The 21,416-nt window shown below is 64.8% G+C and carries 17 protein-coding genes and 1 pseudogene; 10 read left to right on the forward strand and 8 right to left on the reverse strand.

Annotation, left to right across the window (positions count from 1 at the left end; all coding sequences use genetic code 11):
- Nucleotides 1-21 precede the first annotated feature (21 nt).
- Complete coding sequence (locus tag NKJ84_RS14155) at nucleotides 22-1,296, forward strand: amidohydrolase family protein (RefSeq protein WP_352506947.1); 1,275 nt, start codon at nucleotides 22-24, stop codon at nucleotides 1,294-1,296.
- Nucleotides 1,297-1,514: 218 nt separating this feature from the next.
- Nucleotides 1,515-2,438, forward strand: coding sequence for a DMT family transporter (locus NKJ84_RS14160; RefSeq protein WP_352506948.1), 924 nt, complete (start codon nucleotides 1,515-1,517; stop codon nucleotides 2,436-2,438).
- On the opposite strand, the gene NKJ84_RS14165 is transcribed toward NKJ84_RS14160, so the two are convergent.
- Entirely contained in the window at nucleotides 2,435-3,337 is a 903-nt protein-coding gene (locus NKJ84_RS14165; RefSeq protein ID WP_352506949.1) for a phosphotransferase, read from the reverse strand. The two genes, NKJ84_RS14160 and NKJ84_RS14165, sit on opposite strands and share 4 nt — an antisense overlap.
- Nucleotides 3,338-3,442: 105 nt before the next feature.
- Here NKJ84_RS14165 and NKJ84_RS14170 point away from each other — a divergent pair, with 105 nt between their 5' ends.
- Nucleotides 3,443-4,075, forward strand: a complete 633-nt coding sequence (locus tag NKJ84_RS14170) for a class I SAM-dependent DNA methyltransferase (protein ID WP_352506950.1) — start codon at nucleotides 3,443-3,445, stop codon at nucleotides 4,073-4,075.
- Between the two features lie 18 nt (nucleotides 4,076-4,093).
- On the opposite strand, the gene NKJ84_RS14175 is transcribed toward NKJ84_RS14170, so the two are convergent.
- The 3 genes from NKJ84_RS14175 to NKJ84_RS14185 are packed head-to-tail and all read right to left on the reverse strand — an operon-like array spanning nucleotide 4,094 to nucleotide 7,599.
- Complete coding sequence (locus NKJ84_RS14175) at nucleotides 4,094-6,547, reverse strand: GcvT family protein (protein WP_352506951.1); 2,454 nt, start codon at nucleotides 6,545-6,547, stop codon at nucleotides 4,094-4,096.
- Entirely contained in the window at nucleotides 6,544-7,428 is an 885-nt protein-coding gene (locus tag NKJ84_RS14180) for a phosphotransferase (RefSeq protein WP_352507002.1), read from the reverse strand. The genes NKJ84_RS14175 and NKJ84_RS14180 overlap by 4 nt, the downstream gene beginning before the upstream one ends.
- 36 nt (nucleotides 7,429-7,464) lie before the next feature.
- On the reverse strand, nucleotides 7,465-7,599 hold the full coding sequence (locus NKJ84_RS14185) for a hypothetical protein (protein WP_352506952.1): 135 nt from the start codon (nucleotides 7,597-7,599) through the stop codon (nucleotides 7,465-7,467).
- Between the two features lie 266 nt (nucleotides 7,600-7,865).
- Here NKJ84_RS14185 and NKJ84_RS14190 point away from each other — a divergent pair.
- The 7 genes and pseudogenes from NKJ84_RS14190 (at nucleotide 7,866) to NKJ84_RS14220 (ending at nucleotide 15,402) form a co-directional block, all read left to right on the forward strand.
- A pseudogene (locus NKJ84_RS14190) lies at nucleotides 7,866-8,643 on the forward strand (DeoR/GlpR family DNA-binding transcription regulator).
- A 66-nt stretch (nucleotides 8,644-8,709) separates the two neighbouring features.
- The gene (locus tag NKJ84_RS14195) at nucleotides 8,710-9,636 is read left to right on the forward strand and encodes a LysR family transcriptional regulator (protein ID WP_254816127.1); all 927 of its coding nucleotides are present in this window, start codon (nucleotides 8,710-8,712) and stop codon (nucleotides 9,634-9,636) included.
- Between the two features lie 201 nt (nucleotides 9,637-9,837).
- Nucleotides 9,838-10,992: an ABC transporter substrate-binding protein gene (locus tag NKJ84_RS14200; RefSeq protein ID WP_352506953.1), complete on the forward strand. Its 1,155-nt coding sequence runs from the start codon at nucleotides 9,838-9,840 to the stop codon at nucleotides 10,990-10,992.
- A 191-nt stretch (nucleotides 10,993-11,183) separates the two neighbouring features.
- Nucleotides 11,184-12,179, forward strand: coding sequence for an ABC transporter ATP-binding protein (locus NKJ84_RS14205; RefSeq protein WP_352506954.1), 996 nt, complete (start codon nucleotides 11,184-11,186; stop codon nucleotides 12,177-12,179).
- Between the two features lie 14 nt (nucleotides 12,180-12,193).
- A complete protein-coding gene (locus NKJ84_RS14210; protein ID WP_352507003.1) occupies nucleotides 12,194-13,144 on the forward strand; it encodes an ABC transporter permease in 951 nt (316 codons plus the stop codon).
- Nucleotides 13,134-13,949 carry an ABC transporter permease gene (locus NKJ84_RS14215; protein ID WP_352506955.1) on the forward strand — a complete coding sequence of 272 codons (816 nt, stop codon included), beginning with the start codon at nucleotides 13,134-13,136 and terminating at the stop codon, nucleotides 13,947-13,949. The genes NKJ84_RS14210 and NKJ84_RS14215 overlap by 11 nt, the downstream gene beginning before the upstream one ends.
- A gap of 25 nt (nucleotides 13,950-13,974) precedes the next feature.
- Entirely contained in the window at nucleotides 13,975-15,402 is a 1,428-nt protein-coding gene (locus NKJ84_RS14220; RefSeq protein WP_352506956.1) for a gamma-aminobutyraldehyde dehydrogenase, read from the forward strand.
- Between the two features lie 17 nt (nucleotides 15,403-15,419).
- On the opposite strand, the gene nhaA is transcribed toward NKJ84_RS14220, so the two are convergent.
- The 4 genes from nhaA to hrpB all read right to left on the reverse strand — a co-directional run bounded on the left by nhaA (nucleotide 15,420) and on the right by hrpB (nucleotide 21,340).
- Nucleotides 15,420-16,613, reverse strand: coding sequence for a Na+/H+ antiporter NhaA (nhaA, locus tag NKJ84_RS14225; RefSeq protein WP_352506957.1), 1,194 nt, complete (start codon nucleotides 16,611-16,613; stop codon nucleotides 15,420-15,422).
- Between the two features lie 91 nt (nucleotides 16,614-16,704).
- Nucleotides 16,705-17,268: an ActR/PrrA/RegA family redox response regulator transcription factor gene (locus tag NKJ84_RS14230; RefSeq protein ID WP_023676342.1), complete on the reverse strand. Its 564-nt coding sequence runs from the start codon at nucleotides 17,266-17,268 to the stop codon at nucleotides 16,705-16,707.
- Nucleotides 17,269-17,331: 63 nt separating this feature from the next.
- Nucleotides 17,332-18,657 (reverse strand): ActS/PrrB/RegB family redox-sensitive histidine kinase, encoded by a 1,326-nt coding sequence (locus NKJ84_RS14235; protein ID WP_352506958.1) that lies wholly within the window; start codon nucleotides 18,655-18,657, stop codon nucleotides 17,332-17,334.
- A 100-nt stretch (nucleotides 18,658-18,757) separates the two neighbouring features.
- Nucleotides 18,758-21,340: an ATP-dependent helicase HrpB gene (gene hrpB / locus NKJ84_RS14240; RefSeq protein ID WP_352506960.1), complete on the reverse strand. Its 2,583-nt coding sequence runs from the start codon at nucleotides 21,338-21,340 to the stop codon at nucleotides 18,758-18,760.
- Between the last annotated feature and the right edge of the window lie 76 nt (nucleotides 21,341-21,416).

Raw genomic sequence — 21,416 nt, forward strand, 5'->3', positions numbered from 1 at the left:
TCTTCAAAGGGGTAACGATAGATGGATTTCGACCTTGTGGTGCGCGGCGGCACGCTGCCCGACGGCAGGATCGCCGATATCGGCATCGTCGGCGAAACGATCGCAGCGATAGAGCCCGAGCTGAACGTCAGCGCCGGCACGGCGATCGATGCCCGTGGCAATCTGGTCTCGCCGCCCTTCGTCGATCCGCATTTCCATATGGATGCCACGCTTTCGCTCGGCATTCCCCGCATCAATGTCTCGGGCACGCTGCTCGAAGGCATCTCGCTTTGGGGCGAGCTGAAGCCGCTTCTGACCCACGAGGCGGTGCGCGACCGTGCGCTTGCCTATTGCGACTGGGCGGTGTCGATGGGCCTGCTCGCGATCCGAACCCATGTCGATGTTTGCGACGACCGCCTGCTGGCGGTCGAAGCGCTGCTCGACGTGAAGAAGACCGTTGCGCCGTATATCGACCTGCAATTGGTCGCCTTCCCGCAGGACGGCTTCTATCGCTCGCCGACGGCGCGCAGCAACACCATCCGGGCGCTCGACATAGGCGTCGATGTCGTCGGCGGCATTCCGCATTTCGAGCGCACCATGGCCGACGGCACGCGCTCCGTCACCGAGCTCTGCGAGATCGCGGCCGAGCGCGGCCTGATGGTCGACCTGCATTGCGACGAGACCGACGATCCGCTGTCGCGCCACATCGAGCAGCTTGCCTATGAGACGCAGCGGCTTGGATTGCAGGGCAGAGTGGCCGGCTCGCACCTAACATCGATGCATTCGATGGATAATTACTACGTCTCGAAACTGTTGCCGCTGATTGCCGAGGCCGGCGTTTCGGCGATCCCCAATCCGCTGATCAACATCATGCTGCAGGGCCGCCACGACACCTTTCCCAAGCGCCGCGGGCTGACGCGGGTCAAGGAGATGCTGGCGCACGGCATCCGCGTCGGCTGGGGCCAGGATTGCGTGCTCGACCCCTGGTATTCGCTGGGCACCGCAGACATGCTCGACGTCGCCTTCATGGGCCTGCATGTCGCCCAGATGTCGAGCCCGGCAGAGATGGCGCGCTGCTTCGACATGGTCACCAACGTCAATGCCGCCATCATGGGCCTCGACCACCTTGGCCTGGCGGTCGGCAAGCGCGCCAGCCTGGTCGTTCTCGATGCCGGCAACCCGGTCGAGGCGCTGCGGCTGCGCCCAGAGCGTCTCTGCGTCATTGCCAGGGGCAAGGTGGTGGCCGAGCGCAGCCGGCAGGACACGCGGCTTTCGATCGCCGGAAGGCCGGGCACGGTGAACCGGCGCCACGCTTAAAGCGCGTCGCGCTCGACCGGCCTCATGCGACGCGCTTAAGTTCCTGTTTTGATGCATGTCGTTGTCGCAAAACCGCTGCACACTTTTGCGCGACATGCATTAGTCCAGCCGATTTCCGGCGCTGGTCTTACCGAATTCTCGATTTTCGCCTCGTCACGGCCGCAGCTTGCGACTACGACGCGGGTCACCGTACCCCACGGCGAGGAACCGGTAACGGAATGGCGCAGCCCGCAGCCCATAATTCGACGATCAGGAACGTGCTGCTGGCCGGCATCCTGCTGATGCTCGCCGGCGATTTCCTGTTTGCGCTGAACGATGCGATGGGCAAGTGGCTGGTTGCCAGTTTTTCCGTCGGCCAGGTCGTGCTGATCCGCTCGATCGGCGCGTTTTTCATACTTGGGCCGATGATTGCCCATCAGGGTGCGGCCAAGCTGTTTCTCATGGAGCGGCCGGAGCTGCAGCTGCTGCGCGTGGTGATGACGACGCTTGACACGGCGCTGTTCTACGCGGCGGTCGTCTATCTGCCGCTCGCCGATGTGATGAGCTTCTACATGGCCGGGCCGATCTACGTCGCGGCGCTGTCGCACTTTTTGCTCGGCGAAAGGGTCGGCTGGCGCCGCTGGGCGGCTATCCTGCTCGGTTTCTGCGGTGTGCTGATCATGCTGAAGCCGTCGTCGGCCGCGTTCTCGCTGTCCTCGATGTTCGCGCTCGCCGGCAGCATTTCCTTTGCCTTCGCCATCATCCTCAATCGGCGGCTCCGCGGCACCAGCGACACTTCGCTGGTCACCTGGCAAACCATCGGCACGCTGCTGGTCGGCGCTGCGCTGACCCTCGGCAGCTGGAGGACGCCGTCCTCGCTCGACTTCGGCGCCATGCTGCTTCTCGGCATCGTCTCCTGCGGTGCGCATCTGATGATCACCAGGGCGTTGAAGCTGGCGCCGGCCTCGACCTTGGCGCCGCTGCATTACAGCCTGCTGTTGTGGGCAGTGGTCTTCGGCCTCGCCTTCTTCGGCGATGTGCCTGGGCCGCGCATCCTGATCGGCTCGGCCATCGTCGTGCTGGCCGGCCTGTTCATTTTCCATCGCCAGAAGGTGGTCGAAACCGTGGTGCCGCCCGAGAACGTGCCGAAGGGTGTGAATTAACCCCGGCGCACCGCTGCGAGATGCCGCGAAAATTCCGGCATCTCCATCAGTGCCTTGCAGCGCGCAAACCGGCCGTCTGCATAGGCGCGAAAGTCGTCGGCCGGATTTTTGTTGGCAAGCTGGATCAGTCCCCACAGCGTCCACAAAAGGTCGCACATCGCCTTGTAGATGACGATGCGGGCGCGCTCCGCCGGTCTCGGCTCGCCGCCGAAATAGGCCAGCATCATTTCCTCGTCCTGCGCGGCGTCGAATTGCCCTTCGACGCTGAGGTCGCCGAGATCCCAGAGCGGATCGTTCATGCCGGAATATTCCCAGTCGACGATCCACATCCTGTCGCCCGTATCGAGAAAGTTTTCGCAGAGCGGGTCGCAGTGGCAGGCGACGATCGGCAGAGGTTGAGCTGCAAGTGCTGAGCGCACTGCCTCCGCCTCGCGGACCACATCGTGGTAGCCGGCAGGCAGGGCGACGTCCTTGGTTGACAGCACTTTCAGATAATCGTCGATCATCGCGAACAGCTCGAAGCGGAAGGGGAACACCGCGCCGGATGTGTGCAGCTTGCGAAAGGCCTTGCCGGCGCGTGCCGGGCTGCCCGGTCGGGTCTTGAATTTTTCCGGCGACATCGTCTCGGCGCCGGCGATGAAGCGGGTCACCAGCACGCCGGTCTCGGCATCGACATGCAGCACTTCCGGGCTGACGCCGGCCTTCGCCGCTTCCCGGGCCGCCACTGCCTCGTTGGCGCGGTTGATGTATTCCTCGGTATCCTTGCCGGGGATACGCAGGCAGAAATCCTTACCTCTGAAGACGAGGTTGGTCAGGCCGCCGAGCCGTTCCAGCGGGCCGTCATAGCCGGCCAGCATCGGAATTGCCGCAAGCGCGGCGCGTGCCTGGTCATCCGCCATGGCTTTCGCTCCTTTTCCCATCTTTATTGTCGCGACGACGGTTCCACAGTTTTCACCGTTTGGCTATCATCGCGTAGCGGATCAATACCGGGCGACGAAACAGCAATGACGGACAGCAAACAGCAGAGCGCACTCGCCGCAGCCTATGCGGCGAAGCGGCCGGAAGACGTAGCCGCGCTCTACGACAGCTGGGCCGGCACTTACGACGCCGACATGTCGGCGGCCGGCTATCGCCATCCCACCATCTGCCTTGCCTTGCTGGCCCGCCATCTGCCGCGCGGCGCCGCACCTCTCCTCGATGCCGGCGCCGGCACCGGGCTCATCGGCGAGTGGCTCGCCATCACCGGTTATCCGCAGGTCGAGGCGCTCGACATCTCGGAAGGAATGCTGGCGCAAGCGGCGCGCAAAGGTATCTATTCGGCGCTGCACTGCCTGGCGCTTGGCGGGCCGCTGCCCTTCGTGGACGATGCCTATGCCGGGATCATCTCAGCCGGCGTCTTCACGTCGGGCCATGTCGGAGCCGAGGGGCTGGACGAGCTGATCCGCATCTGCCGGCCGGGCGGAGTGATCGTACTGACGGTGAAGAACACGCTGTGGGACACGGGCTTTGCCGCGCGGATCGCCGAGCTCGAGGCGCAAGGCATCGTCACCCGCGCCGAGGAGACGCCGCCCTATGTCTCGATGCCAGGCGAGGCCGATACGGTGCCTAGCCGGGGGCTGGTGCTCATCGTGAACTGAGGCTGAAATCGGAACGCTCTACGCCTTCACCTTTACTCCTGCCGGATCGTAAAGCGGCTCGAGGTGAATCTTCGCCGGCGTCCGTTCCATTGCCACAACCAGCTCGTAGTCGCCGGAGGTGAGGAAATCATCGCTGACGCCATAGGCATTGCGCACATAGCCGTAGCCGATGTTCCTGCCGATGGTGTAGCCATAGCCGCCGCTGGTGAGGTAACCGACCGCCTCGCCGTTGCGCAGGATGGTCTCGCGCCCGAGCAGCACGACGTCGGGATCGTCGACAGTGAAGCCGGCAAAGCGTTTCCTGAGCGTCGAGCCACCGAGCTTTTCAAGCGCCCGTCGGCCGAGGAAATCGGTGTTCTTCCTGAGCTTCACCGCCCAGCCGAGGCCGGCCTCCTGCGGCGTGTCGTTGGGCGTGATGTCGGCGCCCCAGGCGCGGTAGCCTTTTTCCAGCCGCAGCGATTCCAGCGCCCGGTAGCCGACCGGGCGGATGTCGTGGGTAGCGCCCGCCGCCATCAGCGCGTCGAAAACCTCGCCTGTCGCCGCGAGCGGCGCATGCAATTCCCAGCCCAGTTCGCCAACATAGGTGACGCGCAGTGCCCGCACGGCGTGGCCGGCAATGGCGATCTCGCGAACATGGCCGAACGGAAAGGCGGCATTCGAGACGTCAGCATCGGTCACCGCCGACAGCACGTCACGTGCGCGCGGCCCCATCAGCGACAACGTGCCAAAATCCTCGGTGACGTCGGTCAGCGTCACGTCGAACTCCCTGCCGATATGATCGGCAATCCAGGAGAAATCGTGCGTGCGGAACCCGGTGCCGGTGACGATGTAGAATTTTTCCTCACCGAGCCTCGCCACGGTCAAATCGGCCTCGATGCCGCCGCGCGTATTGAGGAGCTGTGTGTAGGTCAGCCGGCCGACCGGCTTGGCGACGTCATTGGCGCAGATCCAGTCCAGCGCCTTCAGCGCGTCGGCTCCGGTCATTTCGTATTTGGCAAACGACGATTGGTCGAAAATACCGATCTTTTCGCGCACATGGCGATGCTCGTCGCCGACGGGTGAAAACCAGTTCTGCCGGCCCATCGAATAGACGTCCTTCGGCTCGATGCCTGCCGGCGCGAACCAGTTCGGCCGCTCCCAGCCAAGTTTCGAGCCGAACACGGCGCGATGTTTTTGCAGCCGCTCGTACAAAGGTGAGACGATGCGCGGCCGTCCGCTGGCATATTCCTCATGCGGGAAGCCGATCGTGTAGTGCTTGCCGTAGGCTTCCAGCGTGCGGTCGCCGACCCATTTCCGGTCGCGGTGCAGGTCGGAGAAGCGGCGGATGTCGACCACCCACAAATCGAGCGGCGCCTCGCCGTCGACGACCCATTGCGCCAGCGCCCAGCCGGCGCCGCCGCCGGACGCGATGCCGAAGGCATTGAAGCCGGCGCCGACGAACATATTGGGGCATTCCGGCGCCACGCCGAGGATGAAATTGCCGTCCGGCGTAAAGCTCTCCGGCCCGTTGATCATCTGCTTGACGCCGACATTGGCAAGCGCCGGGACGCGCTCGATGGCCTGGCTCATATGCTGCTCGAAATGATCGTAATCATCGTCGAACAGCCGGAACTCCCAATCGTCCGGCACATCGCCGCCGGGCAGGCCGGTCGTCCACGCCTGCGGGTTCGGCTCGTAGCCGCCCATCACCAACCCGCCCACCTCCTCCTTGAAATAGGTGCGGCGATCGGGGTCGCGAATTGTCGGCGCGTCGGTCGCCAGGCCGACGATCCTCTCGGTGATGATGTACTGGTGCTTCACCGGCTGCAGCGGCACGTTGATGCCGGCCAACGCACCCACCTGCCGCGCCCATTGCCCGGCGCAGTTCACCACCTTGTCGCAGGCGATATCGCCCCTGTTCGTCCTAACCTTGACGATCCGGCCGTTGGTCAGTTCAAAGCCGGTGACCCGCACCTCCTCGAACAATTTTGCGCCATGCATGCGCGCGCCCTTGGCCAGTGACTGGGTGATGTCGGAAGGGCTTGCCTGACCGTCGGTCGGCAGCCAGGACGCGCCGACGAGGTCGCCGGTTTCCAGCAGCGGCCACATTTCCTTGACCTCGGCCGGCGACAGCAGATGCATGTCCATGCCGAAGCTTTTGGCCGTCGTTGCCAGCCGCTTATACTCCGTCCAGCGGTCGGCATTGGTGGCGAGGCGCAGGCAGCCAGTCATCTTCCAGCCGGTGGCGAGGCCGGTTTCGGCTTCCAGCCCCTTGTAGAGATCGACTGAATATTTGAGCACGCGCGTGATCGACGCCGACGAGCGTAGCTGGCCGACCAGCCCGGCAGCATGCCAGGTCGAACCCGAGGTCAGTTTGCCCTGTTCGAGCAGCACGATTTCGGCCTTGTGGTCGCGCGCCAGATGATAGGCCGTCGAACAGCCGATGATGCCACCGCCGATGACCACGATCCCGGCCTGGGCGGGCAAGGTCATGTCCGCGTCCCGTATTTTGTCCTGTAGTTTTCCAGGGCGGCTTCGAGCCGCGCCAGGTTTTCGTCCGCGTAGGCGGCGTAGTCGACACCGGGCGCATCGAGGTAGAGCTCGGAAACCATGCCCCACATCGCCTCGCGCAGCAGCGACGCGCATTGCATGGCGGCGTGCGAGCGCCGTATCGCCGGGTCCGGCTCCTTCATGAAATAGGCAGTCAGGAAGGCGAAGGATTCCTCGTCGCTCATGCCGGCGTTCGAAGCCGCGCCGGCAAGGTCGAACATCGCGGTGTTGAAGCCGGCATATTCGAAGTCGATGAGCCACAGCCTGTGACCGTCGTCGATTATGTTAGCCGGCAGAAGATCGTTGTGACCGAAGACGATCGGCAGCAGTTTTTGCGCGCGCTCGAGCTCGTCCGCCAGAGTCAAAAGGCGTGGCAATTCGCCCAGCTTGCGGCTGCGGCCTTCCTCCAGCGTGCGCGCATAGTCGCGAATGACATGGAATACCCAGAACATGAAGCCGGCGCCGGAGATGTGACTGGGCATCTCCCGGTGGAAGCCGCGCATCAACGCGGCAACGCGGCCGAGATCGGCGCGCACGTCCTGCGCGACGTAGGCCTTGGCGCCGAGATACTCCGTCACCATGACGCCCGGTCCGGTGTAGTGGACGGCCGGAGCGAAGCCTGCGGCGTGCGCTGCCCGCGCGGTCATCATCTCGCGCTCGCGAAAGACATGGTGGAACGGATAGTCCTGGCCGAGCCGTACGACGTGCCGCCCGGCCGCGTCCTTGACCAGATAATTGGCATTGCTCAGCCCACCCGGCAGCGGCGCAATGTCGATGCTGCCGGTCCAGCAAGGCAGCGCGCGGATGCGGTCTTCGACAGTCACGATCTCGTCCAACATCGGGTCAATTTTCCACGCATGTCACGGCTGGCCGGGGATGACAATCGGACAGAGGAATGGCGGCAACGCGAAGATCTCGTCGGTGCAGATCTCGGGATCGGTATCCCGCACCGCACCGACGAGCCCCTTTGTGCCGGGTTTCTTCGACGCCGGCATCCGCCCCCGCGGATCCTGAATTTCGGCACCCTTGCACCCAACAGTTTTCCCGGGCGTTCGGGCAGGCGATTTTTCGTGCGGCTCAGCCGTCGTCCTCCGTTCCGAGCCTGTCACAGCGATAATGTCGCGCCACGCTGGAGGCGTTGTCAACGCGAAATTGTGGTGTTCTCTGCGTTTTTGCCCGAATTTTGCGAAATTTATTGAAGCTAGTAGCGTTTTTGCCGTAGAAACGGTCAACGCTGCAACAATCCGACCGGATGGAACCGATGGTCCACTCGAAGCGGCATGGCGAAATCCTGCGCCTCCTCAAGGAGGAAGGCACTGTCACCATTGCCAGCCTGGCCGACCGGCTGGGCGTCTCGCTGGAGACGGTACGCCGCGACGTCAAGCCACTGACCAGCGACGGTTCCATCCTCAAGATGCACGGCGCCATCAGCCTGCCGTCGTTTGCCGGCGAAGCGCCGTTCGAGCGGCGCATGCGCGAGAACGCCGATGCCAAGCGGGCTATTGCCCGCATGGTCGCCGCCACCATCCGCGACGGCGAGTCCATCATGCTCGACACCGGCACCACCACCTCTTTCCTGGCCCGGGAACTGCTCGGCCACCGGCGGCTGACGGTCGTCACCAACTCCTCCGACATCGCCCGCACACTGGCCACCGTCAACGGCAACAAAGTCTATATGGCCGGCGGCGAGCTGCGCAGCGATTCCGGTGCTGCCTTCGGCGTCTCGGCCATCGAATTCGTCAGCCGCTTTTCCGTCAACCATACAGTGATATCGACCGGTGCGGTCGATGCCGTCACCCGGCGTCATGGACTATGACCTGGAAGAGGCCGAATTCGCCCGCATGGTGCTGTCGCGCGGCCAGCGTTCGCTTGTCGTCACCGACCACAGCAAATTCGGCCGCCAGGGCCTTGTTCAGGTCTGCGGCTTCGGCGGCTTTTCCGAACTCGCCACCGACCGGCCGCCGCCGCACGACATCGCCGCCGCCCTCGTCCAGGCCGGCGCGCGGCTCAGCATTGCGGACGGCGGAAGCGAGGGCTGAGCTCTATCGGCAGATCGGCACCAGCACCCACTTCCCAGCGCCGCCTCTGCCGTGTTTAGTCCGGCCATGGCTTTCACCATCCGCCAATTGCAGTTCTTCATCGCCGTCGCCGAGCAGGGCACAGTGTCGGGCGCCGCCCAGAACCTGTCGATCTCGCAATCCTCGGTCACCGAAGCGATCAAGGAGTTGGAGCACGATCTCGGCGTCGAGCTGTTCGAGCGCCACCCGCGCGGCTTGAACATCACCCACAAAGGCCACCAGTTCCTGCGCCATGCGAGGAAGATCCTGGCCGACGTTTCCGATGCGCGCCGCGCCTTCTTCGGCGAACGGATCGCGGCAAGCGGGCGGCTGCAACTTGGCGTCACCTCGTTGGTCGCTGGCTATGTGCTTTCCGATCTTCTTGCCCGCTACCGCCGCGCCTATCCGGGTGTCGAGGTCTCGGCGATCGAGGACAATGGCGACTATCTCGAGCATCTGTTGATCGGCGGCAAGCTTGACATTGCCGTCATGGTCACCTCGAACCTGCGCGACCGCACCGCGCTGCAGTCCGAAATCCTCGAAGTCTCGGCCTACCGGCTGTGGCTGCCGCTCGGACACCCCTTGGCCGGTGCCGACATCATCGGCATCGGCGACATCGCCTCGGAACCGCTGATCATGCTGACCGTCGACGAGATCGAGGAGAATACCGGAAAGCTGCTGACGGCAATCGGCGCCAAGCCGCATGTCGCCTTCCGCACCCGCTCGGTCGAAGCGGTGCGCAGCCTCGTCGCTACCGGCGCCGGCGTGGCGCTGCTGCCCGACCTCGTCTACCGGCCATGGTCGCTGGAAGGCGACCGCATCGAATCGCGCGATATTTCGGGGTCGTTGCCGGTCGTCCAGGTCGGCATGGTCTGGCGGCGCGGCTCCGGTCTGCCGCAGGCGGCGCGCGACTTCATCGGACTTGCCCAGTCGCAGCGCATGGTGCGCCAACGGCCTGAGAAGATTGGCCGCTGACCTATCGGAAAAATCGATATCGGCTTTCTGATAAATGAATTTGCGAAACCGGAAATTTCGCAGCACTTTTCGGTCAGGGAACAAAGCTGCCGCCGGAGCACGGCCCTCAGAGCCGCGCATCCAACGTCTTTGAACGGGCGCATGATCTTCTTCCGAAAACCGAAACCGGTTTCGAGGTCATGCAAAAATGGGAGATCGACGATGAATTCATTGCTGAAATCATGCACTGCCTTGACGGTCGCGCTGAGCTTCTCCGGCCAGGCCATCGCCCAGGTCAAGGAGCTCGGCAAAGGCGAAGGCGAGGTCAATATCGTCGCCTGGCCGGGCTATATCGAGCGCGGCGAAACCGACAAGGCCTATGATTGGGTCACTTCGTTCGAGAAGGAAACCGGCTGCAAGGTCAACGTCAAGACCGCCAACACCTCCGACGAGATGGTCTCGCTGATGAACGAGGGCGGCTTCGATCTCGTCACCGCCTCGGGCGATGCCTCCCTGCGCCTTGTCGCCGGCAAGCGTGTCCAGCCGATCAACACCGATCTCATCCCGAGCTGGAAGACGGTTGACGACCGGCTGAAGGATGCACCCTGGTTCACCGTCGGCGGCGTCCATTACGGCGTCCCCTATCAGTGGGGGCCGAACGTGCTGATGTACAACACCGAAGTGTTCAAGGAGGCGCCGAAGAGCTGGAACGTGGTCTTCGAGGAAATGAAGCTTCCCGACGGCAAGTCGAACAAGGGCCGCGTCCAGGCCTATGACGGGCCCATCCACATCGCCGATGCCGCCAATTACCTGATGGCCCACAAGCCGGAGCTCGGCATCAAGGATCCGTACGAACTGACCGAAGACCAGTACAAGGCCGCGCTCGACCTTCTGCGGGTCCAGCGTACGCTGGTCGGACGGTATTGGCACGACGCCGCCATCCAGGTCGACGATTTCCAGAACGAAGGCGTCGTCGCCTCCGGCTCCTGGCCCTACCAGGTCAACACGCTGATCGCGGCCAAGAAGCCGGTCGCCTCGACCATCCCCGAGGAGGGCGTTACCGGCTGGGCCGACACCACGATGATGGAGGCCGATGCTGCCCACCCGAACTGCGCCTACATGTGGATGGAGCATTCGCTGTCGCCGAAAGTGCAGGGCGACGTCTCCGCCTGGTTCGGCTCGCTGCCGGTGGTACCTGCCGCCTGCAAGGGCAACGAACTGCTCGGCGAAGAAGGCTGCAAGACCAACGGCTACGACAATTTCGACAAGATCAAGTTCTGGAAGACGCCGGTCTCGAAATGCGCCACCCAGAACGACCAGTGCGTACCCTACTACCGCTGGGTGTCGGACTATATCGGCGTCATCGGCGGGCGGTGAGTTCGCCTCACCTACGAAGCCCGGCGCTGCCCCTCACCCTTACCCTCTCCCCGTGAAGAAACGGGGGGTCGCCAGCGTTGGAGCGCCTCCCTTCTCGCCGTCCACTATATACGGGGAGAAGGTGCCAGCAGGCGGATGAGGGGCGGCGCGACCGCCTGAAATTTGATGAGCCTGACAGATCAGGACGACCCATGACCTCCGCCGTTTCCTTCCAAAAAGTCTCCCGCCATTTCGGCAGCGTGCGTGCCGTCGACGCGGTCGATCTCGACATCGTGCCGGGCGAGTTCTTCGCCATGCTCGGGCCTTCCGGCTCGGGCAAGACGACGTGCCTGCGCCTCATCGCCGGTTTCGAGCAGCCGACGGCCGGCTCGATCTCGATCTTCGGCGAACGCGCCGAGGGCGTGCCGCCCTATCGCCGCAACGTCAACACCGTGTTCCAGGACTATGCGCTGTTCCCGCATCTCAACGTGCTCGACAACGTCGCCTATGGGCTGATGGTCAAGGGCGTCGGCAGACCGGAGCGGCAAAAGGCGGCGGAAGAGGCGCTGGCGCTGGTACGGCTTCCCGGCTACGGCGCGCGTCGCCCTGGCCAACTTTCCGGCGGCCAGCGCCAGCGCGTCGCGCTCGCCCGGGCGCTGGTCAACCAGCCCAAGGTGCTGCTGCTCGACGAGCCGCTCGGCGCGCTCGACCTCAAGCTTCGCGAAAACATGCAGGAGGAGTTGAAATCGCTGCAGAAGGCGCTCGGCATCACCTTCGTGTTCGTCACCCACGACCAGGGCGAAGCGCTGTCGATGGCCGACCGCGTCGCCGTCTTCAATGATGGCAAGATCATGCAGATCGGCACGCCGGAAGACATCTACCAGCGCCCCAAGACCCGCTTCGTCGCCGATTTCGTCGGCTCGTCCAACGTGCTGCCGCCGGATTTCGTCCAGCGCTATGCCGGCCAGCATCGCTGGGGCAGCCTGCGGCCCGAATCCATCCGTATTGGCCGGGCCAACGGCGAAGGCGTTGCCGCCCGCCTTGTCTCGACCAATTATCTCGGCGCCACGACTAGACTGGCGCTCGATGCAGAGGGCTTGCGGCTGCATGCCATCGTCCCGGCGGGTGCAGCCTTGCCCCGGGAAGGCGAGGCGGTGGTGCTCACCTTCAACCGCGAGCATTTGCATTTGATGGACGAACTGGGATGAGCCTGGACGCTGCCATGCCGCGGGCCACGGCGCCTGCCATCCTGCCGGGCAGCGGCGGCGTACGCGGCGCGCTCTCCGACATCTTCTGGCGCCGGCCGCAACTCCTGCTCCTGCTCATGCTGCTGCCGCCGGTTCTGTGGCTCGGCATCGTCTATATCGGCTCGCTCTTCGCGCTGCTTTTGCAGAGTTTCTTTTCGATCGACGAGTTCTCCGGCCTCATCAACCGCGAGTTCACGCTGAAGACTTATGGCGACCTGCTGCAGGCCGCCAATCTCGACATCATCCTGCGCACGGTGACGATGGCGGCGCTGGTGACGTTTGCGTCGGCGGTCATTGCCTTTCCCATCGCCTATTACGCGGCGCGCTATGCGCGCGCCCGTTGGAAGGCGTTGTTTTATCTCGGCGTCATGCTGCCGCTGTGGTCGAGCTACCTGGTCAAGATCTATGCCTGGAAGCTGATCCTCGCCAAGGAAGGCATCCTGACGTGGCTGCTGGCCAAATTGCATCTTCTATGGCTGCTCGATGCATGGCTATCGCTGCCGATCGTCGGCGGCAACTCGCTGTCGGTCTCGTCAACCGGCACCTTCATCGTCTTCGTCTATGTCTGGCTGCCCTTCATGATCCTGCCGGTGCAGGCCGCACTCGAGCGCGTGCCGGGCAATTTGGTCGAGGCCTCGTCCGATCTGGGCGCCTCGCCCGGCCAGACCTTCCGCAACGTGCTGTTCCCGCTGACGCTGCCCGGCATCGTCGCCGGCTCGATCTTCACCTTCTCGCTGACGCTCGGCGACTACATCATCCCGCAGATCATCGGTACCTCGCGGCTGTTCATCGGCCAGGCCGTCTATTCGCAGCAAGGCACCGCCGGCAACATCCCGCTCGCCGCCGCCTTTACCGTGGTGCCCATCGTCATCATGGGCTTCTACCTCTGGGGCGCCAAGCGCATGGGGGCTTTCGATGCGCTCTGACCGTGGCCCATCGGCGCCGATCGGCCTGAAGCTCGCTGCCACCGGCGGCCTGCTTTTCCTGCATTTGCCGATTGTGCTGATCTTCGTCTATGCCTTCACCACGGAGGAGAAGAGCTTCGTCTGGCCGCCGCCGGGGCTGACGACGCAATGGTTCGCCGTCACCTGGAACCGCCCCGACGTCTGGCAGGCGCTGTCGCTGTCGGTGCGGGTCGCGGCGATCTCGACCGCCATCGCGCTGGTCCTCGGCACGCTCTGCGCCGCCGCCGTGTCCCGCACAAAATTCTTCGGCCGCGAAACCATCTCGCTGCTGGTGATCCTGCCGATCGCGCTACCCGGCATCATCACCGGCATTGCGCTGCGCTCGGCCTTCGCGCTGGCCGAAATCCCGTTCTCGTTCTGGACGATCGTGCTCGGCCACGCGACCTTCTGCGTGGTCGTCGTCTACAACAATGCGGTCGCCCGTTTCCGCCGCACGTCCGGCTCGATGATCGAGGCGTCGATGGACCTCGGCGCCGACGGTTTCCAGACCTTTCGGCATGTCGTGCTGCCCAACATCGCAACCGCGCTGCTGGCCGGCGGCATGCTCGCCTTTGCGCTGTCCTTCGACGAGGTCATCGTCACCACTTTCACCGCCGGCCAGCAGCAAACGGTGCCGATCTGGATGCTCGAAGAGCTGATCCGTCCGCGCCAGCGTCCGGTCACCAATGTCGTGGCGATGGTCGTGGTGCTGGTGACGCTGCTTCCCATCCTCGCTGCCTATTACCTGACCCGCGACGGCGACCAGATCGCCGGTTCGGGCAAATGATCTCGTTCATAAGGGAGAGACTTCCATGGACACGCAGATGCTGATCGGCGCGAAATTCGAAAAAGGCACCGAGACCGAGGAGCCGATCCTCAACCCGAAGACCGGGGCGACCATCCTCAATCTGCCTGAGGCCAGCCCAGCGCAGATCGAGGCGGCCGTGCTTGCTGCCGAAAAAGCCTTCGTCACCTGGTCCCGCACAACACCGGCGCAGCGCGCCGGCTATCTCCTGAAGATCGCCGATCGCATCGAGGCTGCTGCACAGGATTTCGCGGCGCTCGAGGCGCTGAACTGTGGCAAGCCGATCAATGCCGTGCTCAATGACGAGATCCCGGCGATCGTCGACTGCTACCGCTTCTTTGCCGGCGCGGTCCGCTCGATGCCCGGCCAGGTCGCCGGCGAATACATTCCCGGCCACACCTCGATGGTCCGCCGAGACGCCATCGGCGTTGTCGCGTCGATCGCGCCGTGGAACTATCCGCTGATGATGATGGCCTGGAAGCTGGCGCCGGCGATTGCCGGCGGCAACACCGTCGTCTTCAAGCCGTCGGAACAGACGCCGCTGACCGCGCTGAAGTTGGCGAAAATCCTTGCCGAGATCCTGCCGGAAGGCGTCGTCAACGTCGTGCTCGGTCGCGGCGACAGCGTCGGCAACACGCTGATCAACCACCCGAAAGTCAACATGATCTCGATCACCGGCGACGTCGCCACCGGCAAGAAGGTGCTGCAGGCTGCCGCCAAATCGGTCAAGCGCACGCATCTCGAACTCGGCGGCAAGGCGCCGGTCATCGTCTTCGACGACGCCGATCTCGGCGCGGTGGTCAACGGCCTGCGCGCCTTCGGCTATTACAATGCCGGCCAGGACTGCACCGCCGCCTGCCGCATCTACGCCGGCAAGAAGATCTACGACAAGCTCGTCGCCGACCTCTCCGCTGCCGTCTCGACTATCAAGTATGATCGTCCTGACGATACCGAGAACGAGATCGGCCCGCTGATCTCGCGTCGCCAGCGTGACCGCGTCTCGAGCTTCGTCGAGCGCGCCTCTGAGCTCAAGCACATCGAGATCACCACGGGCGGCAAGCCGGGCGAGGGCTCCGGCTTCTTCTACCAGCCGACCGTCGTCGCCGGCGCGCTGCAGGAGGACGAGATCGTGCGCCGCGAAGTGTTCGGTCCGGTGGTCTCGGTCACCCGCTTTTCCGAAGTTGACGAAGCGGTGAACTGGGCCAATGATTCTGACTACGGCCTGGCGTCGTCGGTGTGGACCAAGGACGTTTCGCGGGCCATGGCGACAGCCGCCCGGCTGCAATATGGCTGCACCTGGATCAATACCCATTTCATGCTGACCAACGAGATGCCGCATGGCGGGTTGAAACAATCCGGCTACGGCAAGGACATGTCGCTCTACGCGCTGGAGGACTATACCGCCGTCCGCCACGTCATGGTCGCTCACGGGTAGCGCCCGCGAGGAGACGCCTATTCTTCCGCCTCCTCCGCCTCGCCTGCGGCCGGCGCCACCAGCAGCACAGCGGCGCCTAGGAGCGCGGCGATGAAGGAGCCGGCGAGGATGCCGACCTTGACCGCGTCCTGCAGGGCGGCGTCGCTGGCGAAGGCGAGCAGGCCGATGAACAGGCTCATGGTGAAACCGATGCCACAGAGCAGCGAAATGCCGACCATGTGCAGCCAGCCGGCATTGACCGGCAGATCGGCGAAGCCAAGCCGGATGGCAAGCGCGGAAGACCCGAACACGCCGACCAGCTTGCCCAAGACGAGGCCGGCGGCGACGCCGAGCGTCAGCGGCTCGGCCAGGGCGGCAGCGCTGAGACCGGCGAGCGAGACGCCGGCGTTGGCAAAGCCGAAAGTCGGGATGACGAAAAAGGCGACGACTTTGTGCAGGCCGTGTTCGAGCCGGTGCAGCGGCGAATGGTCGAGATCATGGCCGCTGCCCGGCGATATCTTCAGCGGTATGGTGAGGGCCAGCGCGACGCCGGCGAGCGTCGCATGGACGCCCGATTTGAGCACCAAAACCCACAGAACGATGCCGAGCAAAATGTACGGCAGCAGCGTCAGCACCCGCATGCGGTTGAGCACCACCAGCAGCGCGATCACGGCGAAGGCGGCGCCGAGATAGGCGAGCGAGAGGCCGCTGGTATAGAACACCGCGATGATGAGCACCGCGCCGAGATCGTCGATGATGGCAAGCGCCGTGAGGAATATCTTCAGCGAACCCGGGACGCGGCTGCCGAGCAGCGACAGCACGCCGAGCGCAAAGGCGATATCGGTGGCGGTTGGGATCGCCCAGCCGGACAGAGCGGCTGGATTGTTGCGGTTGATGGCGACGTAGACCAGTGCCGGCGCTGCCATGCCGCCGGCGGCGGCGATGCCGGGCAGCACGCGGCGCGGCCAGGTCGACAGCTGGCCGTCAAGCATTTCGCGCTTGATCTCGAGACCGACCAGCAGGAAGAACACCGCCATCAGGCCGTCATTGATCCAGTGCGAGACGCTGAGCGGTCCGAGATAGGCATGGAGGGCGGAGAAATAAGCCTCGCCCAGCGGCGAATTGGCGACGATCAGGGCCAAGGCCGCCGCAGCCATCAGGATGAGGCCGCCGGCCGCCTCGCTGTCGAGGAATTCGCGCAGCATGGAGACCAGCCGCTTTTCGTCCTGCATGTCGCCTCCGTCGTATCAGCGGCAAGGTCCGACACCGCCAAGCGATGATGCGCAAACAGCGCTGGCCGGGCAAGCCTGTAATGAGAGCCCTTTAGCGCGGCGCGCGCTTGGCGAGGATGCGTTGCAGCGTGCGGCGATGCATGTTCAGGCGGCGTGCGGTTTCCGAGACGTTGCGGTCGCACATTTCGTAGACGCGCTGGATGTGTTCCCAGCGCACGCGATCGGCCGACATTGGATTTTCTGGCGGCGCTGCGCGTTCGCCCGCGGTGCGGGTCAGGGCGGCAAAAATATCATCGGCATCGGCCGGCTTCGACAGATAGTCGATGGCGCCGAGCTTTACCGCCGTCACCGCGGTGGCGATGTTGCCATAGCCTGTAAGGATTATGGCGCGAGCATCGTCGCGCTTCTCGCGAATGGCAGCGACGACGTCGAGGCCGTTGCCGTCGGCCAGCCGCATGTCGACCACCGCATAGGCCGGCGGATTGGCGCGCGCCTTGGCAACCGCCTCCTCGACGCTCTCCGCCGTCTCGACCACGAAACCCCTGGTTTCCATGGCGCGGGCAAGCCGCGTCAGGAACGGCTTGTCGTCGTCCACGATCAGCAACGAGGTGTCCTCGCCTTCGACCATTGCGCCAATCGTTTCGTCAGTACTCATCGTGCTGAAAATCCTGCTGCCTGATTTTTACGCAAATATAGTTTCGCAACGCTATTGTCCAATTTAGGCCGTGTCGAACATGGTGGCCGAAGCCTGCTCGGGATTAAGGAAGACGCTGCGCGGCCACGATATCTGCACGATAGCGCCCTCGCCGGGCTCGCTCGAATTACGGAAATCGAGCGTCGCGCCGGAGCGTTCGAGCAAGGTCTTGGCGATGAATAGGCCGAGGCCGAGGCCGCCGCCGGCTTCGGTGCCCTGGCGGGTCGACATATAGGGTTCGCCGATACGGTCGATGATCTCCGGTGGAAAGCCCGGCCCGTCGTCGATGATCGAGAAGCTGACGGCGGCCTCGTTCCACCTCCAGCGTATGGTGACGTTCTTGCGGGCGAAGTCGACGGCGTTCTCGACCAAATTGCCGAGGCCGTAAATGACGCCCGGATTGCGCCGGCCCACCGGTTCCGGGCCGATGCGCTCGCCCGGCCGAAGCTTGATCGAAATGCCGAAATCGCGGTGCGGTGCCGTCACTTCCTCGACCAGCGAGGTCAGCGGCAGGCGCGAGAGGTGCACTTCGCTCTCGGAGGAAAGGCTGGTCAGGCGCTTCAGGATTTCGCGGCAGCGCTCGCTCTGCGAACGCAGCAGCTTCACGTCCTCGCCGTATTTCGGATCTTCGCCAAGCGCCTTCTCCATCTCCTTGGCGACAAGCGTGATGGTGGCGAGCGGCGTGCCGAGTTCGTGCGCGGCGGCCGCGGCGAGGCCGTCGAGGGCCGAGAGATGCTGTTCTCGCTGAAGCACCAATTCCGTGGCGGCAAGCGCGTTGGCAAGCAGCCGCGCCTCCTCTGCCACCCGGAAGGCATAGATCGCGGTAAAGGCGATGGAGCAGAACACCGCCATCCACATGCCGGCGACATAGATGAAGGGCATCGCCAATGGCGCCCCCTCATGCCAGGGCAGCGGCAGGTGGTAGAAGACCAGCAGCGTCGCCGCCACGATCACCAGCGCGCCGAGCAGAGCCGTCAATCGCAGCGGCAGCGACGTCGCCGAGACGACGACGGGCACGGTCATCAGCAGCGAAAACGGATTGGTAAGGCCGCCGGTCATGTAGAGCAGGCCGGCAAGCTGCAGGCTATCGAAGGTCAGGATGGCAAAGGCCGAGAACGGGGTAAGCCGATGCGCCGCCGGATAGCGGAAGGTCAGCAACAGGTTCATCCAGGCCGAACAGGCGATCAGCGCAAAACACATGCTGACCGGCAGCGGAAATTTCAGCCCGTAGGCGACGACAAGCACAGTCAGGCTCTGGCCGACAATGGCAAGCCAGCGCAGCCTGATCAGCGTGTTGAGGCGCAGCCGCTGGCTTTGCTGGAAGTCGGGCGCGTGCAGAATGTTTATCATGGCGGGATTATAGAGGGGAAACCGCTGGAGGTCTTTCCGAAAACCGGGACCACCTTCCGCTGACGCGGACCTTCGGGTTGTGATCATGGTCCGGGAAGCATCAGGTACCGCGCGGCTTCGCGCGGCTGGTGGCGGCGGCGAGAAGCGGGTTCTCCGGCCAGACATGCCTGGGATAGCGGCCACGCATCTCTGCCCGCACATCGGCCCAGGAGCCGCGCCAGAAGCCGGGCAGGTCGCGCGTCGTCTGGATCGGCCGGTGCGCCGGCGACAGCAATTCGAGGGTCAGCGGCACAGTGCCGTTGGCGATCGCCGGATGCCGGTCGAGGCCGAACAGTTCCTGCACGCGCGCCGCCAGCACCGGCCATTCGCCGTCATAGCGGATCGGTAGCCGGCTGCCCGACGGCGCGTCGAAATGGGTCGGCGCCAATGTGTCGATCTTGCGCTGCAATTCGTGCGGCACCAGCGTCATCAGGCCTTGCGAAAGCACGCTAGGATCAATCGCCGTAAAGGCTGTGGCACCGGAAAGGAATGGCAGCAGCCAGTCGTCGAGGCGCTCGACGAGCGCGGCATCGGAGACATCGGGCCATGGCGCGCCGAGGCCGCGATGCAGCCAGCCGAGCCGCTGCCGCAACGTCTCCGCCTCCCTGGTCCACGGCAACAGGGACAGACCGTGTTCGCGCAAGGCGTCGAGGATGGCGCGATCCGCGTCGGCACCGGTCGGCGCCGGCAGCATGCGTTCGGACAACGTGATGGCCCCAAGGCGAACCGTTTCGCGCACCCGCACGGCGCGCCTGTCGCGGTCGAAGCTGACCTCGCGGCGCGTCTCGATCCTTTCCGCCAGCGCGGCACGGATATCGGTCTCATCGATGGCTGCCGCCGCGGTGATGCGGGCGTTCTGCGCCTTGCCCTGCAGGTCGGCGACGACGAGCCATGTCTCGCCGGCCAGCGGATCGGAGGCGTCGAGCGTGGCGCCCGAGCCGTTGGCAAGCACGAAGCGGCCACGCTCGCCGCGCGCTTTGGCGACCCGATCCGGCCAGGCATGGATGAGGAGCGAGCCGGCAGTGCTGCCCTTCTCCTTGAGGGGAGGGTTGATCCGCGTAGCGGATCGGGGCGGGGTCGATTCGGGCACGCCATCGGCGACCCCGCCCCGTCTCCCTCGTCTCGCTGCGCTTGGCTCGTTCGCCGACCCTCCCCTGGAGGGGGACGACGAAGCCTGCTTTGCCAACCTCTCGGCCAACTGCCGGGCAGCGGTGGAACGCGGCGATCTGTCGGCGTGAAAGCGCATTAGCTGCCGTTCGAGATCGGCACCCTCGCCGCCAAGGCCACGCTCGGTCAATAGCACGGCGAGCATCGCCGCCTCGAGCGCCTGTCCGGTCCTTGCCGCCTCGGCGACCATGTGGGCGAGCCGCACCGGTAGCGCCAGCCTGCGCATCGCGGCACCGGCATCCGTCAGGCGTCCTGCTGCATCGACCGCATCGAGCGCACGCAGCAGCGCCCTCGCCTCGGTGAGCGCCGCAGCCGGCGGGGGATCGAGGAAGGACAGGCTGGTCGGATCGGCGACGCCGAACGCGGCGCAATCGAGCAACAGGCCGGAAAGATCGGCCTCGAGGATTTCCGGCGGCGTGAAGGCCGGCAGTGCCGTCGTCTGCTCGGCCCGCCACAACCGGATGGCGACGCCGGGCTGCGTGCGCCCGGCACGGCCGGCGCGCTGGTCGGCGGAAGCGCGCGAAGCACGCACCGTCTCCAGCCGCGTCAGGCCGCTCGCCGGCTCATAGCGCGGCAGCCGCGACAGGCCGGAATCGATGACGACGCGCACGCCATCGATGGTGATGGAGGTTTCGGCGATCGACGTCGCCAGCACCACCTTGCGGCGGCCGGGCGGCGCAGGCTTGATCGCCGCATCCTGCCTCTTGTTGTCGAGCATGCCGTAGAGCGGCACGATATCGGTGTCGGCACCGACCTTGCCGGCCAGCCGCTCCGCGGTGCGCTCGATCTCGCGCTGGCCGGGCAGGAAAGCGAGCACGCTGCCCACCTCCCCGGCAAGCGCCGAGCGGATCGCCCTGGCCATCGCGTCCTCGATGGCGATGCCGGCCGGCCGCTCGTCATAGCGGATGTCGACCGGAAAGGCGCGGCCTGCGCTCTCGATCACCGGCGCGCCGGACAGCAATTTTGCGACACGCGCGCCATCGAGCGTCGCCGACATCACCAGCAATCTGAGGTCGAGCCTCAGCGCACTTTGCACGTCGAGCGCCAGCGCCAGCCCGAAATCGCCGTCGAGCGAGCGTTCGTGGAACTCGTCGAACAACACCGCCGCGACACCGGGCAACTCGGGATCGTCGAGGATCATGCGGGACAGCACGCCTTCGGTGACGACGAGAATCCTGGTCTTCGCGGACGTGCGGTTTTCCATGCGCATGGCATAGCCGACAGTTTCGCCGGGCTCTTGGCCAAGCAATTCGGCCATGCGGCGGGCGGCAGCGCGGGCCGCGAGGCGGCGAGGCTCGAGCAGAATGATTTTTCCGGCGCCTAGCCATTCAGCGTCGAGCAGTGCCAGTGGAACCAAAGTCGTCTTGCCGGCGCCGGGCGGCGCCACCAGCACGGCGCTGTTACCATGGCTCAGCGCTTCATCGAGCGCCGGCAAGACAGCGGAGACCGGCAGGTCCGGCAAGAGTTTTGTGGTCATTGTGCTAATGGTGTGCAGCCAGTTGGCGCCGATCGCGTATCAGCGGTGACGGTCGCGGCGCAACCTCGGCGCCGAT

It is taken from the genome of Mesorhizobium sp. M0048 (assembly GCF_040323405.1).
Classification (GTDB): domain Bacteria; phylum Pseudomonadota; class Alphaproteobacteria; order Rhizobiales; family Rhizobiaceae; genus Mesorhizobium.